This window comes from Citrobacter sp. Cb004, assembly GCF_030337065.1.
Taxonomy (GTDB): Bacteria; Pseudomonadota; Gammaproteobacteria; order Enterobacterales; family Enterobacteriaceae; genus Citrobacter; species Citrobacter braakii.
The window spans coordinates 157,112-172,816 of the sequence record NZ_JAOWCH010000050.1 but is presented as its reverse complement, the minus strand read 5'-3'; the positions used below and the strand labels follow the sequence as shown (position 1 = coordinate 172,816).

Annotated in this window: 11 protein-coding genes; 4 read left to right on the top strand and 7 right to left on the bottom strand. The window is 51.9% G+C overall.

The window, feature by feature from the left end; translation table 11 throughout:
- Positions 1-59: 59 nt before the first annotated feature.
- The gene (locus OGV65_RS09235) at positions 60-1,445 is read right to left on the bottom strand and encodes a NarK family nitrate/nitrite MFS transporter (protein WP_047358146.1); all 1,386 of its coding nucleotides are present in this window, start codon (positions 1,443-1,445) and stop codon (positions 60-62) included.
- 212 nt (positions 1,446-1,657) lie between these two features.
- Positions 1,658-2,236, bottom strand: coding sequence for a TetR family transcriptional regulator (locus tag OGV65_RS09230; protein WP_016153113.1), 579 nt, complete (start codon positions 2,234-2,236; stop codon positions 1,658-1,660).
- Between the two features lie 117 nt (positions 2,237-2,353).
- On the opposite strand from OGV65_RS09230, the gene OGV65_RS09225 reads away from it, so the two are divergent.
- On the top strand, positions 2,354-3,841 hold the full coding sequence (locus tag OGV65_RS09225; protein ID WP_141875192.1) for an MFS transporter: 1,488 nt from the start codon (positions 2,354-2,356) through the stop codon (positions 3,839-3,841).
- On the opposite strand, the gene OGV65_RS09220 is transcribed toward OGV65_RS09225, so the two are convergent.
- From OGV65_RS09220 to yddG, 3 genes are all read right to left on the bottom strand, one after another.
- Positions 3,842-4,282 carry a GFA family protein gene (locus OGV65_RS09220; protein WP_016153111.1) on the bottom strand — a complete coding sequence of 147 codons (441 nt, stop codon included), beginning with the start codon at positions 4,280-4,282 and terminating at the stop codon, positions 3,842-3,844.
- A gap of 83 nt (positions 4,283-4,365) precedes the next feature.
- Positions 4,366-5,460, bottom strand: coding sequence for a porin OmpD (ompD, locus tag OGV65_RS09215; protein WP_131345781.1), 1,095 nt, complete (start codon positions 5,458-5,460; stop codon positions 4,366-4,368).
- A 458-nt stretch (positions 5,461-5,918) separates the two neighbouring features.
- Entirely contained in the window at positions 5,919-6,800 is an 882-nt protein-coding gene (gene yddG / locus OGV65_RS09210; RefSeq protein ID WP_016156546.1) for an aromatic amino acid efflux DMT transporter YddG, read from the bottom strand.
- A 287-nt stretch (positions 6,801-7,087) separates the two neighbouring features.
- On the opposite strand from yddG, the gene fdnG reads away from it, so the two are divergent.
- The 3 genes from fdnG to fdnI are packed head-to-tail and all read left to right on the top strand — an operon-like array spanning position 7,088 to position 11,682.
- On the top strand, positions 7,088-10,135 hold the full coding sequence (fdnG, locus tag OGV65_RS09205; protein ID WP_094169740.1) for a formate dehydrogenase-N subunit alpha: 3,048 nt from the start codon (positions 7,088-7,090) through the stop codon (positions 10,133-10,135).
- A 13-nt stretch (positions 10,136-10,148) separates the two neighbouring features.
- Complete coding sequence (gene fdnH / locus OGV65_RS09200) at positions 10,149-11,033, top strand: formate dehydrogenase N subunit beta (protein ID WP_016156544.1); 885 nt, start codon at positions 10,149-10,151, stop codon at positions 11,031-11,033.
- Complete coding sequence (fdnI, locus tag OGV65_RS09195; protein ID WP_016153106.1) at positions 11,026-11,682, top strand: formate dehydrogenase-N subunit gamma; 657 nt, start codon at positions 11,026-11,028, stop codon at positions 11,680-11,682. The genes fdnH and fdnI overlap by 8 nt, the downstream gene beginning before the upstream one ends.
- Before the next feature lie 139 nt (positions 11,683-11,821).
- Here fdnI and OGV65_RS09190 read toward each other — a convergent pair whose 3' ends face one another.
- Together OGV65_RS09190 and maeA are read right to left on the bottom strand one after the other, a co-directional pair.
- Positions 11,822-13,537, bottom strand: a complete 1,716-nt coding sequence (locus tag OGV65_RS09190; RefSeq protein WP_200079952.1) for an ABC-F family ATP-binding cassette domain-containing protein — start codon at positions 13,535-13,537, stop codon at positions 11,822-11,824.
- Between the two features lie 309 nt (positions 13,538-13,846).
- A complete protein-coding gene (gene maeA, locus OGV65_RS09185) occupies positions 13,847-15,544 on the bottom strand; it encodes a malate dehydrogenase (protein WP_016153104.1) in 1,698 nt (565 codons plus the stop codon).
- Between the last annotated feature and the right edge of the window lie 161 nt (positions 15,545-15,705).

Sequence of the window (15,705 nt, the reverse complement as noted above, 5' to 3'; positions counted from 1 at the left end):
ATGGCGGTTAACGCCTTATCCGGCCTAGCGAACTGTCCGATCCTGCGGTATCCATTTTGTTATTTTTTTTGTGATTTACGGCCATAGACCAGCCAGGTCACCAGCACGCAGACGATGTAAAACACGAGGAATATTTTCATTGCGCCCACCGGAGAGCCAGTCAGCGCCAGCGATGAACCAAATGCTTTGGGGATGAAGAAGCCCCCCACAGCGCCAATAGCAGAGATGAATCCCAGGGCGGCAGCGGTATCGGTTACCGCCTCACGTTGGGCCTGTTCTTCAGTACCGCCGTGCAGCTTGACCCGGTATATGGTGATTTTGCGAAAGATCACCGCGATCATCTGGAAGGTTGAGCCGCTTCCCAGACCCGCAGTCAGGAACAAGCCCATAAACACCAGGTAGAAGGCGACAAAGTTTCCTTCGCCTGACCCTGGCAGGGTGAGGAACAGCAGGGCGCTAAACAACGCCATAAAGATGAAGTTAATTAACGTGACGCGCACACCACCGAATTTGTCAGAGATCACCCCACCTGCCGATCGTGCAAGAGCGCCGATGAAGGGGCCGAAGAACGCCAGTTGCAGGATATTCACGTCCGGGAACTGAGTTTTCGCCAGCATGGCAAAGCCTGCCGAAAAGCCGATAAATGAACCGAAAGTGGCGAGATACAGCAGGCTTAATAACCACAGATGAAAACGTTTGAGGACCGGCAACTGGGAAGCAATTGAGGCCTTCGAACTGGCAATATCGTTCATTCCCATGCCTGCTGCTAAGGTGGCTATCAGCAGTAACGGAACCCAAATCCATGCGGCATTGGCCAGCGACAATAACGAGCCGTCGGCTTGCGGTACGCCCTGTACACCCAAAAAGGTAAAGATAGGCAGAAAGATCACCAGCGGCGCGATCAACTGCATCACGCTGACGCCAAGGTTGCCGAGACCACCGTTAACGCCTAATGCGCTGCCTTGTTTCGCTTTGGGGAAGAAAAAGCTGATATTACCCATGCTGGAGGCAAAGTTTGCGCCAGCAAAACCACACATCAGCGCAATGATAATAAATACGCCAAACGGAGTAGCGTTATTTTGCACGGCAAAACCGAGCCAGACGCAGGGAATCACCAGAATAATCGTGCTAAAAATGGTCCACCGGCGCCCACCAAATATAGGTACCATAAAGGAGTAGGGAACGCGCAATATTGCGCCAGAAAGAGAAGGCAATGCCGTTAATAAAAACAGTTGGTCAGTAGTGAAATTAAAACCAATTTTATTCAGATTGACGGCCACGGCGCTGAACAACATCCAGACGCAGAACGCCAGCAACAGACAACTTACTGATATCCAGAGGTTTCTGCGTGCAATATGCTTACCTTTGTTTTCCCAAAAGGCAGGGTTCTCCGGTTTCCAGTCAGTTAAAAGATAACGATTATTTTTCTCATTTGATGCTGACATATTATTCTCCATGCCCATGCCGTTCATGAAAAAGAAATAAACGCACAAAGCGCCGCGCGAGTTCTTTTTAGAAACTATTGAAAAGTTTTGGGAATATTGACTGAAAGAATAGATAAAAAAGTGCAATAACGCGGCGTGATGAGGGAATTACATGTTGCTTAAGTGTTACCAATTGTAAAAATAAAAGATGTATTATTAATTCATCTATAACATCAATTAACTAACTCTAACGTAATCATACGATCCAAATGGCGTTCGAATGCAGGGTCGGCCATTTCCTCAATGCCTAAGACATAGATGCCATCCAGGCCGCAAACCAATGCGATTAAGCGCCAGGCCACCTCGGCCGCATCCGGTATTGCTGAAAATTCACCTGCACTCTGTCCTTGAGTGATGATAGCGGCGGTTTCTTCATGCCACATCCGCATGGTTAGCAGGTAGGCGCTTTTGATTTCCGGATCTTTATCCGCCAGGACCTGCGCTTCGCGCCACAGTTTAATGTAGGGTTCGAACCCGCCATCTTCGCTGCCCAACATAGCATGCAGTCGTTCGCGGAAGCTGGCGTTATCACTGACCTGTTCGGCATCCAGAAGGGTCCGTATCAGTTGCACAAAAGCGAGGGATTTTAACTCACCCGCAGAGGTAAAGTGATGGTGTACCTGCCCGGTGGACACCTGAGCTTCCGTGGCAATACGCCGCACCGTCATAGCAGTAAATCCTTCCTCAAGCGCGACACGCATGGCCGCTTGCAGAATAACTTCCCGACGTTCGTCCCGATTCAGATAGCTCATCTTTCCTCCTGTACCCGTATAGCACGCAGTCTAACAAAAAGTTGGACATGCGTTCAAATTTCCGTAGGATCGCTAAAGCTGGACACGTGTCCAGTTTCAGTTTCGTTAGGGAGTTTTATGTTTCGTCAGTGGTTAACGTTAGTCATTATTGTACTGGTCTACATCCCTGTTGCGATTGATGCAACGGTGCTGCACGTTGCCGCGCCCACGCTGAGTATGACGCTGGGTGCCAGTGGTAACGAGCTGCTGTGGATCATTGATATTTATTCTCTGGTAATGGCCGGAATGGTATTGCCAATGGGCGCGCTGGGCGATCGTATTGGCTTTAAACGTCTGCTGCTGTTAGGGGGCGGATTATTTGGTCTCGCATCGCTGGCCGCTGCCTTTGCCCACAGCGCGGGTTGGCTGATTGCCACTCGGGCTGTATTGGCGATTGGGGCGGCGATGATTGTTCCGGCAACGCTTGCGGGTATTCGCGCCACATTCGCTGAGCAACGGCATCGCAATATGGCGCTCGGTGTCTGGGCTGCCGTGGGTTCCGGCGGTGCGGCATTTGGCCCACTGGTTGGTGGGATGCTGCTGGAGCACTTCTACTGGGGATCCGTGTTCTTAATTAATGTGCCGATTGTCATGGTGGTAATGGCCTTAACCGCACGCTTAGTGCCGCGCCAGGCCGGACGTCGCGATCAATCGTTAAATTTCGGTCATGCGATAATGCTGATTGTCGCCATTCTGCTGCTGGTTTACAGCGCTAAAACCGCGCTGAAAGGGCATACGGCGACCGCTGCCATTGCGTTGACGCTGTTAACCGGCGCGTTACTGTTGTGGCAGTTTGTCCGCATCCAGCTTGCCGCTTCCCGCCCGATGATTGATATGCGGCTGTTCACGCATCGCATCATCTTAAGCGGCGTTGTGATGGCGATGACCGCCATGATAACTCTGGTGGGTTTCGAGTTACTGATGGCTCAGGAGCTACAGTTTGTTCATGGTTTAACACCGTATCAGGCGGGACTGTTTATGCTGCCGGTGATGCTGGCAAGCGGCTTCAGCGGACCCATTGCCGGTATGCTGGTGTCACGCCTGGGATTACGTTGTGTGGCAACGGCGGGTATGGCGCTTAGCGCCGTCAGTTTTTACGGCCTGGCGATGACAGATTTCAGTACTCAGCAGATTCAAGCCTGGATATTAATGGCTTTGCTCGGTTTCAGCGCCGCCAGTGCGCTGCTGGCCTCAACGGCGGCTATCATGGCGGCAGCCCCGGCAGAAAAAGCCGCAGCCGCGGGCGCCATTGAGACAATGGCTTATGAACTGGGGGCCGGGCTTGGGATCGCTATCTTTGGTTTGTTGTTGAGCCGCAGCTTTTCAGCCTCGATTCTGCCGCCTGTCGGACTTAATCCACAGGAGATAGAACGAGCCTCATCGTCAATGGGGGAGGCGGTGCAACTGGCGCACTCGCTCCCGTCGTCGCTGAGTGAGGCGTTGCTGTCGGCTGCTAAAGAAGCCTTTACCTGGTCGCACAGCGTGGCCTTAAGCAGCGCCGGCAGCATGCTTATCGTATTAGCGGTAGGAATGTGGTTCAGTCTGGCAAAGGTACAGCGTCAATAACTAATGGGCTAAATGACAGGGGTAATCCATCTCTTCGACTTCTTTCCCACTCAGTCGAGCGTATTGCCCCGTCAGCCTCCAGAACGCAGGCTGTGTTTCCGTATAGATCTCTGCCGCTAAAACCAGGCGGCGGCGATCCACCTCATTCAGTTCCAGCAGCGTCCACGGCACAAAATAACGATCGCTGCCCGTTAGGGTAAACCACAGCGGGCACCCGCAACCGGAACAGAAGAAACGTTCACCACGATTTGAAGAAGGGAAGTGCGAAGGTTCTGCTGAATCTGGCGACATCAGCGGCTGAGCGCTGGCTTCCAGATACATAGCGATGCCACCTGACCACTTCTGGCACAGCGTACAATGACAGGCATAGACATCCAGCATTTCGACGTCGACGGTAAAATGACTCTGCCCGCAAAGACAACGACCAGTGAATGTCTGCACGGCATACTCCTTATGACCGAGTCTACATTAAGAGAAAAAGCCAGCCCTGGAAGGACTGGCTTTGTATTCAGACTACAACAAAATTAGAACTGGTAGTTCAGACCAACAGCAACGATGTTGTCAGTGCTTACACCGGCAGCTCTTGTGAAGTTGTTGGCATCCAGCAGGTTGATTTTGTAATCAACGAAGGTGGACATGTTTTTGTTGAAGTAGTAGGTCGCGCCCAGATCTACGTATTCAACCAGATCCTGGTCGCCGTAACCGTTGATGTCTTTACCTTTAGACTTCAGGTAAGCAACGGACGGACGCAGACCGAAGTCGAACTGGTACTGAGCAACAGCTTCAAAGTTCTGTGCTTTATTTGCAATACCGATGATCTCAGTACCTTTAACAGTACCACCAAAGGTAGTCATGTTACGGGTTTCGGAGTAGGTGGTTGCCAGGTAGATGTTGTTCGCATCATATTTCAGGCCAGCAGCCCAAATTTCAGCGTTCTTACCGTCAGCTTTGAACTGACCGCTGTGGTTGTTCTGGGAGTCAGTACGGTCAGATTTCGCATAGGTTGCACCTACGCCGAAGCCATCGTACTCATAGGTAGTAGACAGACCGAAGCCGTCGCCATTAGCTTCTTTGTCGGCGCTACGATCGTTTTTACCCTGGTACTGCAGGGCAAAGTTCAGACCTTCAACCAGACCGAAGAAGTCGGTGTTACGGTAGGTTGCAACGCCAGTAGTACGACCAGTCATGAAGACGTCAGTCTGGGTCCAGGTATCGCCACCGAACTCTGGCAGAACGTCGGTCCATGCGCCGATGTCGTAAGCTACGCCGTAGTTACGACCGTAGTCGAAAGAACCGTATTCAGCGAATTTCAGGCCAGCGAATGCCAGACGGGTTTTATCTTTGTCGGAACCCTGATCTTCAGAACGGTTGCCTTTGAATTCATATTCCCACTGACCGAAACCAACCAGTTGGTCATTGATCTGAGTTTCGCCTTTGAAGCCCAGACGCGCGTAAGTTTTGTCGCCATCGCTGCTGGTATCGTTAGAGAAGTAGTGTTGAGCGTGAACTTTACCGTACAGGTCCAGTTTGTTTGCGTCTTTGTTATATACCTCAGCTGCGTTTACCGCACCTGCCGCCAACAGGCTAGTCACTGCCACTGCAACTAATTTAAGTTTCATTCTAAATAATCCTTATAATTATTTCTTGGTGTGTTTCCTAAACCATTGCTAAACGAAGGGGTTCGTCAATGGCAAACCATTTTTAAATGACGCAGTGGTATAAGTTCAATAATAAGTTTCATAATATTGCGAAATATTTGAAGTTGTGTGATCCAGATCTACATAATATAGCTGATTGTATTAATCTTAATATGTGACAGATCGGAATGGGTATATTTACATGGGGAACTATTGTGCAGGCTATGATTTAAATGGCGTTAGTTTCGCAGGTGTAATATATACATGTGAAGAGATATAGATGACCGAGTAATACTTTCGGGTGTTAATTAATTTCCATATGTTTAACATTTTATTAAACAAATATAAACATAAACCGCAGCGGAATGAACAATTATTATTCATTAAATTGTCTAAAGTATAGCCGGATTTTATTTGTTTGTGATAAAACCCGACTTTTTTCAGGCACGGCGCGTTGCCAGCCAGCAAAGCAGAGACCCCGCGCAGACCATCAGCGCTCCTTGCCAGAAGGATAGTGACAGCGGGGCGCTGAGCAACACCGCCGCCAGCGCAGAGGACAGCACTGGAGTAAAATAAGACCCGACGGCCATAACGGTCACGTTGCCATGCAAAATGCCAATATTCCACGCGGCATAGGCAAATCCTAACGTTAATGCTGCCGTGAACATTTTAATCGTCACCGAAGTGCTGAAAACCATTTCCGGTTGAGGCGTAATAAAATAGTAAACCCACAAACTTGCCGCCGTTAGTAAAACGAACACGGTGATGCCGTTAAAACCTTTTGCATATTTATTGGTCACCGTGCAATACGTTGCCCAGATAAAAGCGCCGAGAAAGGCGAGAAAATAGCTAAGCGGACTGCTGGCAACATTACTGATAATTTCTCCAGGATTGAGGCCGTTTTCACCCCCCAACACCCAACAAACCCCGGTCAATGCGATGATTAATCCGGGAATCACCAACCAGGTTGTTTTTTGGCCATTAAATAAGATGGCAAATAATATTGTCAGACTTGGCCAGAGATAATTGACCATACCGACTTCAATAGCCTGGTGACGAGTGGCGGCATAGCCCAGGGCCAGCGCTAAGCATATTTCATAGCTAACAAAAAGCACGCTACCGGCGATTAAATATCGCACAGGAATTTTTCTGATATTTGGGAATCCGACGGTAAATATCAGCAACAGGCCGCTTAATGTAAAAATCATCGCCGCGCCGCCTGCCGGCCCCAGTCCTTCGCTTACCCCACGAATAAGCCCGACCATCGTGCTCCAGAGCACGATGGCAATAAGCCCAATTAACGTTGCTTTTTGTTTTGTCATGCTGATTGTCTGTCCATGGTACTGGCAAAAATTAAGCTGAAATGTATAGCACCTTTACACCGTAGCGCGCTAATTAATTCCCTTTTGTCTACTCCCTTATGGGTACAAAGGTTAAGCGAAGTGCACTATTTAGTAGCGGAACCGTTTCGTTATTGATTTGACGCAAAAAAAATATGGATATAGCTGATAGTTTCGTCGCGAAGTTGTACATGTCATCTTTCAATCATGCCGCGCTGGCGCAATTTGAGAGATTTCCTGTACGAATCCCTGCAAAAAAGAGGAAAGCAATGGACGTCAGCCGCAGACAATTTTTTAAAATCTGCGCGGGCGGTATGGCGGGAACAACAGTAGCCGCTCTGGGTTTTGCACCCAAAATGGCACTGGCTCAGGCGCGAAACTATAAGCTGTTGCGCGCCAAAGAGATCCGAAACACCTGCACATACTGTTCCGTAGGTTGCGGGCTATTAATGTATAGCCTGGGAGATGGAGCAAAAAACGCCAAAGAGTCGATTTACCATATTGAAGGGGATCCGGATCATCCGGTGAGTCGTGGGGCATTATGCCCTAAAGGCGCAGGATTACTGGATTACGTGCACAGTGAAAACCGTCTGCGTTACCCGGAATATCGCGCTCCAGGCTCCGACAAATGGCAGCGTATCAGCTGGGATGAGGCTTTTACCCGTATCGCGAAGCTGATGAAAACTGACCGCGACGCCAACTTTATTGAGAAGAATGAGCAGGGCGTAACGGTAAACCGCTGGCTTTCTACCGGGATGCTGTGCGCATCTGCGGCAAGTAATGAAACCGGCATGCTGACGCAAAAATTTGTGCGCTCACTCGGCATGCTGGCAGTAGACAACCAGGCGCGCGTCTGACACGGACCAACGGTAGCAAGTCTTGCTCCAACATTTGGTCGCGGTGCGATGACCAACCACTGGGTTGATATTAAAAACGCCAACGTCGTGATGGTGATGGGCGGTAACGCCGCTGAAGCACATCCGGTGGGATTCCGCTGGGCGATGGAAGCTAAAAACAACAATGATGCCACGCTAATTGTTGTTGACCCCCGTTTTACACGTACAGCCTCGGTAGCGGATATTTACGCGCCAATTCGTTCCGGCACGGACATTACGTTCCTGTCCGGCGTCTTGCTGTATCTGATTGAAAACAACAAAATCAACGCTGAATACGTTAAGCATTACACCAACGCCAGCCTGCTGGTGCGGGATGATTTTGCTTTTGAAGACGGCCTGTTCAGCGGTTACGACGCGAAAAAACGCCAATACGATAAATCGTCCTGGAACTACCAGTTCGATGAAAACGGCTACGCGAAACGCGATGAAACGTTAAGCCATCCTCGCTGTGTCTGGAATCTGCTAAAACAGCACGTTTCCCGCTACACGCCGGATGTGGTGGAAAACATCTGCGGTACGCCAAAAGAAGACTTCCTGAAAGTGTGCGAAGTGCTGGCTTCCACCAGCGCAGCGGATCGCACCACCACGTTCCTGTATGCGCTGGGCTGGACACAGCATACCGTCGGGGCGCAGAACATCCGTACCATGGCGATGATCCAGTTGCTGCTCGGCAACATGGGGATGGCAGGTGGCGGGGTCAACGCTTTACGCGGTCACTCCAACATTCAGGGTTTAACCGACTTAGGGCTGCTCTCTACCAGTCTACCAGGCTACCTGACGCTGCCGTCAGAGAAACAGGCCGATCTGCAAACCTATCTGGCCGCTAACACGCCAAAAGCGACGTTGGCCGATCAGGTGAACTACTGGGGCAACTACCCGAAATTCTTCGTCAGCCTGATGAAATCTTTCTACGGCAATGCGGCGCAGAAAGAAAACGACTGGGGCTTTGAGTGGTTGCCGAAGTGGGATCAGTCCTACGACGTCATCAAATACTTCAACATGATGGATAGCGGGAAAGTCACCGGCTACATCTGTCAGGGCTTTAACCCGGTCGCGTCCTTCCCGGACAAAAACAAAGTGGTGCAGTGCCTGAGCAAACTGAAGTATCTGGTGATTATCGATCCGCTGGTGACCGAAACCTCTACGTTCTGGCAGAACCACGGCGAATCAAACGACGTTGATCCGGCTTCTATTCAGACCGAAGTCTTCCGTTTGCCATCCACCTGCTTTGCGGAAGAGGACGGATCCATCGCCAACTCCGGTCGCTGGCTGCAGTGGCACTGGAAAGGTCAAGATGCCCCGGGTGAAGCCCGCAACGACGGCGAAATTCTGGCCGGTATTTATCACCGTCTGCGCGACATGTATCGCACTGAAGGCGGTAAAGCCGTAGAACCCGTGCTGAAAATGAGCTGGAACTATAAGCAGCCGGACGAACCGCACTCCGAGGAAGTGGCAAAAGAGAACAACGGCTATGCGCTGGAAGACCTCTATGATGCCAACGGTGTGCTGGTTGCGAAGAAAGGCCAGTTACTCAGCAGCTTTGCGCTTCTGCGCGATGATGGGTCTACGTCATCGTCCTGCTGGATTTATACCGGTAGCTGGACCGAGCAGGGCAACCAGATGGCCAATCGCGATAACGCCGACCCGTCAGGTCTCGGTAATACGCTGGGCTGGGCCTGGGCATGGCCGTTAAACCGTCGCGTGCTGTATAACCGCGCTTCGGCGGACCCGCAAGGTAAGCCATGGGATCCAAAACGCATGCTGATCCAGTGGAACGGCACGAAGTGGACGGGGAACGATATCCCGGACTTCAACACCGCAGCACCGGGCAGTGGCACCAATCCGTTTATTATGCAGCCGGAAGGGCTGGGTCGTCTGTTCGCTATCGATAAGATGGCGGAAGGTCCGTTCCCGGAACACTACGAGCCAATGGAAACGCCGCTGGGTACGAACCCGCTGCATCCGAACGTGATCTCCAACCCGGCAGCGCGTCTGTACGAAGCGGATAAGTTACGCATGGGCACGAAACAGGACTTCCCGTACGTCGGGACGACCTATCGTCTGACCGAACATTTCCATACCTGGACCAAGCACGCATTGCTGAATGCGATTGCTCAGCCAGAGCAGTTTGTGGAAATCAGCGAAACGCTGGCGGCGGCGAAGGGGATCTCCAACGGCGATCACGTCAAAGTTAGCAGCAAGCGTGGATTTATTCGCGCAGTTGCCGTGGTTACCCGTCGTCTGCGTACTCTGCACGTCAACGGTCAGCAGGTTGAAACGGTTGGGATCCCGATCCACTGGGGCTTTGAAGGAGTCGCGCGTAAAGGCTATATCGCCAACACCCTGACGCCGAATGTCGGTGATGCAAACTCGCAAACGCCGGAATACAAAGCGTTTTTAGTTAACATCGAGAAGGCGTAAGGGAGGCGAACATATGTCTATGGAAACGCAGGACATCATCAAACGGTCCGCAACAAACGCCATCACGCCGCCGCCTCAGGCCCGTGATTACAAAGCTGAGGTCGCGAAGCTGATCGACGTTTCCACCTGCATAGGCTGTAAGGCCTGTCAGGTGGCATGTTCAGAGTGGAATGATATCCGCGATGAAGTCGGCCACTGCGTCGGGGTGTATGACAACCCTGCCGATCTTAGCGCCAAGTCCTGGACGGTGATGCGGTTTACCGAAACCGAACAGAACGGCAAGCTCGAGTGGTTGATTCGTAAAGACGGCTGTATGCACTGTGAAGATCCGGGCTGCCTGAAGGCATGCCCGTCTGCCGGGGCTATCATCCAGTACGCCAACGGGATTGTTGATTTTCAGTCAGAGCACTGCATTGGCTGCGGCTACTGTATTGCCGGGTGTCCATTTAATATTCCGCGCCTCAATAAAGAGGATAACCGCGTGTATAAATGTACGCTGTGTGTGGACCGCGTCAGCGTCGGGCAGGAACCTGCCTGCGTGAAGACCTGTCCGACCGGGGCAATCCATTTCGGTACCAAGCAGGAAATGCTGGAAATGGGCGAACAACGTGTGGCAAAACTGAAAGCACGCGGTTATGAACATGCCGGTGTTTACAACCCGGAAGGTGTGGGTGGCACGCACGTGATGTACGTTCTGCATCATGCCAACCAGCCGGAGCTGTATCACGGCCTGCCGAAAGAACCGCAGATCGATACCTCTATCAATCTGTGGAAAGGGGCGCTGAAACCGCTGGCCGCTGCCGGATTTATCGCCACCTTCGCCGGACTGATTTACCACTACATTGGTATCGGTCCGAATAAGGAAGTGGACGACGACGAGGAGGATCATCATGAGTAAGTCGAAAATGATTGTGCGCACGAAGTTTATCGACCGCGCCTGTCACTGGACGGTGGTGATCTGCTTCTTCCTGGTGGCGTTGTCGGGGATTTCGTTTTTCTTCCCGACTCTGCAATGGCTGACGCAGACCTTCGGTACGCCGCAGATGGGGCGCATTTTGCACCCGTTCTTCGGACTGCTGATCTTCGTGGCACTGATGTTCATGTTTGTACGCTTTGTTCACCACAACATCCCGGATAAAAAAGATATCCCGTGGCTGAAAAACATTGTGGAAGTGCTGAAAGGCAATGAACACAAAGTGGCGGACGTGGGTAAGTACAATGCCGGGCAGAAAATGATGTTCTGGTCGATCATGAGCATGATTTTCGTGCTGCTGATCACCGGCATCATTATCTGGCGTCCGTACTTTGCGCAGTTCTTCCCGATGCAGGTCGTGCGCTATAGCCTGCTTATCCATGCGGCTGCGGGGATTATCCTGATGCACGCCATCCTCATCCACATGTATATGGCATTCTGGGTGAAAGGATCGATTAAAGGCATGGTCGAAGGGAAAGTGAGCCGTCGCTGGGCGAAGAAACATCACCCACGCTGGTATCGCGAAGTTGAACGACAAGAAGCGAAAAAAGAGAGCGAGGAAGGGGTTAACTAACTTCTGACGTGCCCTGATCGTAATGGCGCTACACCAGTAGCGCCATTTTTTTGCCAAAAAAACGTCATATTTCGATAAGCCGGATGACGGGCCTACACGCGCATTTTGCTGATGTAGGCCTGCCATCCGGCAATACGGTTTACTCCAGTTGTGAGTTCAGGCGCTCAATCTCCTCACGCCATTGCGCCTGTAACAGCGGCTTTTGATGTTTCGGCTTGCGGGCAAGATCGTCAGCCAGACGCTGCTCCAGCTCAAGAAGTTGTTCCAGCAATCCATCGCTGTCACCGCTTATTTCGGCTCTTGCATCGACCACCGTTTTGGGAACGGTTATCTCCGAGGATGTTTCCCGAATACGCGCATTGACCGCGTCCAGATCGTGCCATTCACTGAGTTCGCCGTGGTCGATCAACCAAAACCGGTTACAGCTTTGGCTAATAAGCTGACGGTCGTGACTGACCAACAACACGCCGCCGTTATAGCTTTGCAGCGTTTCTGCTAACGCCTCTTTACCTTCCAGATCCAGGTGGTTGGTCGGTTCATCGAGCATCAGTAGGCTGTAGCGCGCAAGCGTTAGCCCAACAAACAGCAGCCGGGAGCGCTCACCGCCGCTTAGGGAACTGATCCGCTGCGCGTGACGAACCCACGGAAAACCCGCGCTAATCAGCGCCATTTTGCGGATATCAGGCTGCGGAGCAAACGGCTCCAGCGCGTCAAATAACGAATCATTATCTGCGAGTTGGTGCAGCGTCTGGTCGTAATACCCCAACGTAACGCGCGGGTGCAACACCAGTGAAGGTGATGCCAGTTGTGAGTGAAACTGTTGCCAGATAAGCCTTAACAACGATGATTTCCCGCAACCGTTGCGCCCGACAATCGCCACGCGATCGCCGCTTTTTAACCGGAGACCGGCAATGGAAAACAGCGTATCGGCGTCGGGAGCAGGGGCCACGGACAGATTAGTCATCTCCAGCAAACGATCCGCACGCAGGGCATCTCCCTGCAATGTTAGTGTCCACTGACTTCCTGACGTCACTTCAGTCTGTACCTCTTTCAGGCGCTGTACCTGCTTTTCCATCTGCTTGGCCTTGCGGGAAAGATCTTCGTTGTCGTAGACCCGCCCCCAGGTAGCCAGCCGTTTGGCGCTGGCGGTCACCCGGTCTATCTCCTTTTGCTCAGCCTTATGGCGCAGAGCATCGCTGATGTCTCTTTCTGCCAGAGCCTGACGCGCTGCGCTACAGGGCAGATCGAAGGCATGAAGAGTTCGATCGCGCAGGATCCAGGTTCCGTGAGTCACCGCGTCTAACAGCTGCGGGTCGTGGGAAACCACCACAAAACTGCCAGACCAGTTTTGTAAGAACTGTTCCAGCCACAGTAATGTTGGCAAGTCCAGGTGGTTACCCGGCTCATCCAGCAGCAGCAGGTCAGGGTTTCGCATCAGCGCCCGCGCCAATAACAGACGCGTGTGTTGGCCGCCGCTCAGCGTGTGTGCTGTCAGAGATAAATTCTCCGGCGTGAACCCCATTTCAGCGAGCAGTGCTTCAACTCGCCACTGCTGACCTGCGCGTTCATGCTCGGGCAGTTGAGCCAGAACGGCTTCCTGCAGCGTGAGCGGCAATATTTCGTCAGGCAGATGTTGTTCTACACGGGCGAGATGGCAGTGATTTGCCTGCGCGATAACCCCACTGGTCGGCGAAATTGTGCCATCGAGCAGTTTTAACAGCGTGCTTTTGCCGCAGCCGTTGTAGCCGATAAGCCCGATGCGGTCGCCTTTTTTCAGGGTAAAGGAAAGATCGTCGAATAGCGTGCCGAATGCCGTATCAACGTGTAAGGATTGTGCGGTTAGTAATGTGCTCATTGTTGCTTACTCAAGAGTTACAGGCGTAAAAACGCCTCGTCAAACATCGCTGACGATAACCCGGTAAGCCCGAGAGAAGGGGATTTAGAAGTTAGCTTCGCTCAAGCAGAAGTTATCGCAGCACGATACCGATAACGCTTGAGCACTGGCGATCGCCAAAAGCATGTGAAACGATAAAACGTTCACAGTACAGCATAAGTATCCTCCTTATTATTTTCCAAATGTTAATCGATGGTGAAAGTGTAATCGTAAGTCACGCAGTCGCGCAAGTTCTGAGCGCCCGGCAGCAACGTGCCGCCGGGCAAACCGTCAGATAGAGGTACGACGGTAGTCGCGGTATTCTGCCTGCCAGAAATTATCGTCAATCGCCTGTTGCAGCGCTTCGGCGGAGGTTTTCACCGCCACGCCTTGCTGCTGGGCCATTTTACCGACGGCAAACGCGATGGCGCGGGAAACGGTCTGAATATCTTTCAGCTCAGGTAACACCAGTCCTTCGCCGTTGAGCACCAGCGGTGAATACTGCGCCAGTGTTTCACTGGCCGACATCAGCATTTCATCAGTGATACGCGATGCGCCAGAGGCAATTACCCCCAGACCAATACCCGGGAAGATATAGGCGTTGTTACATTGGGCAATGGGATAGATTTTCTCTTTCCACAGTACCGGTGCGAACGGGCTACCGGTCGCAACCAGCGCGTTACCCTCGGTCCAGGCGATAATATCCTGTGGCGTGGCTTCTACGCGGGAAGTCGGGTTAGACAGCGGCATGACGATCGGACGCGGGCAATGCTTATGCATTTCGCGAATGATCTCTTCGGTAAACAGGCCGGTCTGTCCGGAAACACCAATCAGGATGTCCGGCTTAACGTTGCGTACCACATCGAGTAACGACAGCACATCTTCTTGCGTATCCCAGTGCTGCAGATTTTCGCGTTTTTGCACCAGTTTGGTCTGGAAAGAGAGCAGGTTCGGCATCTTATCGGTTAACAGGCCGAAGCGATCGACCATAAACACGCGTTGACGCGCCGCTTCTTCGCTTAAACCTTCACGCTGGATTTGCGCGATGATCTGCTCGGCAATTCCGCAACCGGCGGAACCTGCCCCGAGGAAGACAATGTTCTGTTCGCTTAACTGGCTACCGGCCGCACGGCTGGCCGCAATCAGCGTGCCAACGGTTACCGCAGCGGTACCCTGAATATCGTCGTTAAACGAGCAAATTTCATCGCGATAGCGGGTCAACAGCGGCATGGCGTTTTTCTGTGCGAAGTCTTCAAACTGCAACAGCACGTCCGGCCAGCGATGCTTCACGGCCTGGATGAATTCATCGACAAATTCGTAGTATTCATCATCGGTGATACGCGGATTACGCCAGCCCATATACAGCGGATCGTTGAGCAGTTGCTGGTTGTTGGTTCCGACGTCCAGTACCACCGGCAGGGTGTAGGCCGGGCTGATCCCACCACACGCGGTATACAGCGACAGTTTACCGATTGGAATACCCATCCCGCCGATCCCCTGATCGCCAAGACCCAAAATACGTTCCCCATCGGTGACAACGATGACCTTGATATTGTGGTTAGGAACGTTTTGCAGGATATCGTCCATATTGTGGCGGTTCTGATAAGAGATAAAGACGCCGCGCGCGCGACGATAAATCTCGGAGAAACGCTCACAGGCCGCGCCAACCGTTGGGGTATAGATAACCGGCATCATCTCATCAAGGTGATTATGCACCAGCCGGTAAAACAGGGTTTCGTTGGTGTCCTGGATGTTGCGCAGGTAAATATGTTTATCGATTTCGGTTTTGAATCCCTGATATTGGATCCAGGCGCGTTCAGCCTGTTCTTCAATCGTCTCGACCACTTCCGGCAGTAACCCCAGCAGGTTGAAGTTACGGCGTTCTTCGGCACTGAAAGCACTCCCTTTATTCAGTAAAGGGAATTCCAGCAGAACCGGGCCAGCGTAGGGGATGTAAAGGGAACGCAGTTTTTTAGTTTCGTTTTCCATGTCACTCACTCTTTTTTGAATAACCGTCCCTGGCACTCTTTATGATCGTATGTGGCCTGTCCGCCAGGGAAACGGCCGAAGTATAAAGCATTGTGAATGGGTTAAGGGGTTTTATAAGCAAAAACACCACTGCGGTTGCAATGGTGTTTATCTCGTTATTC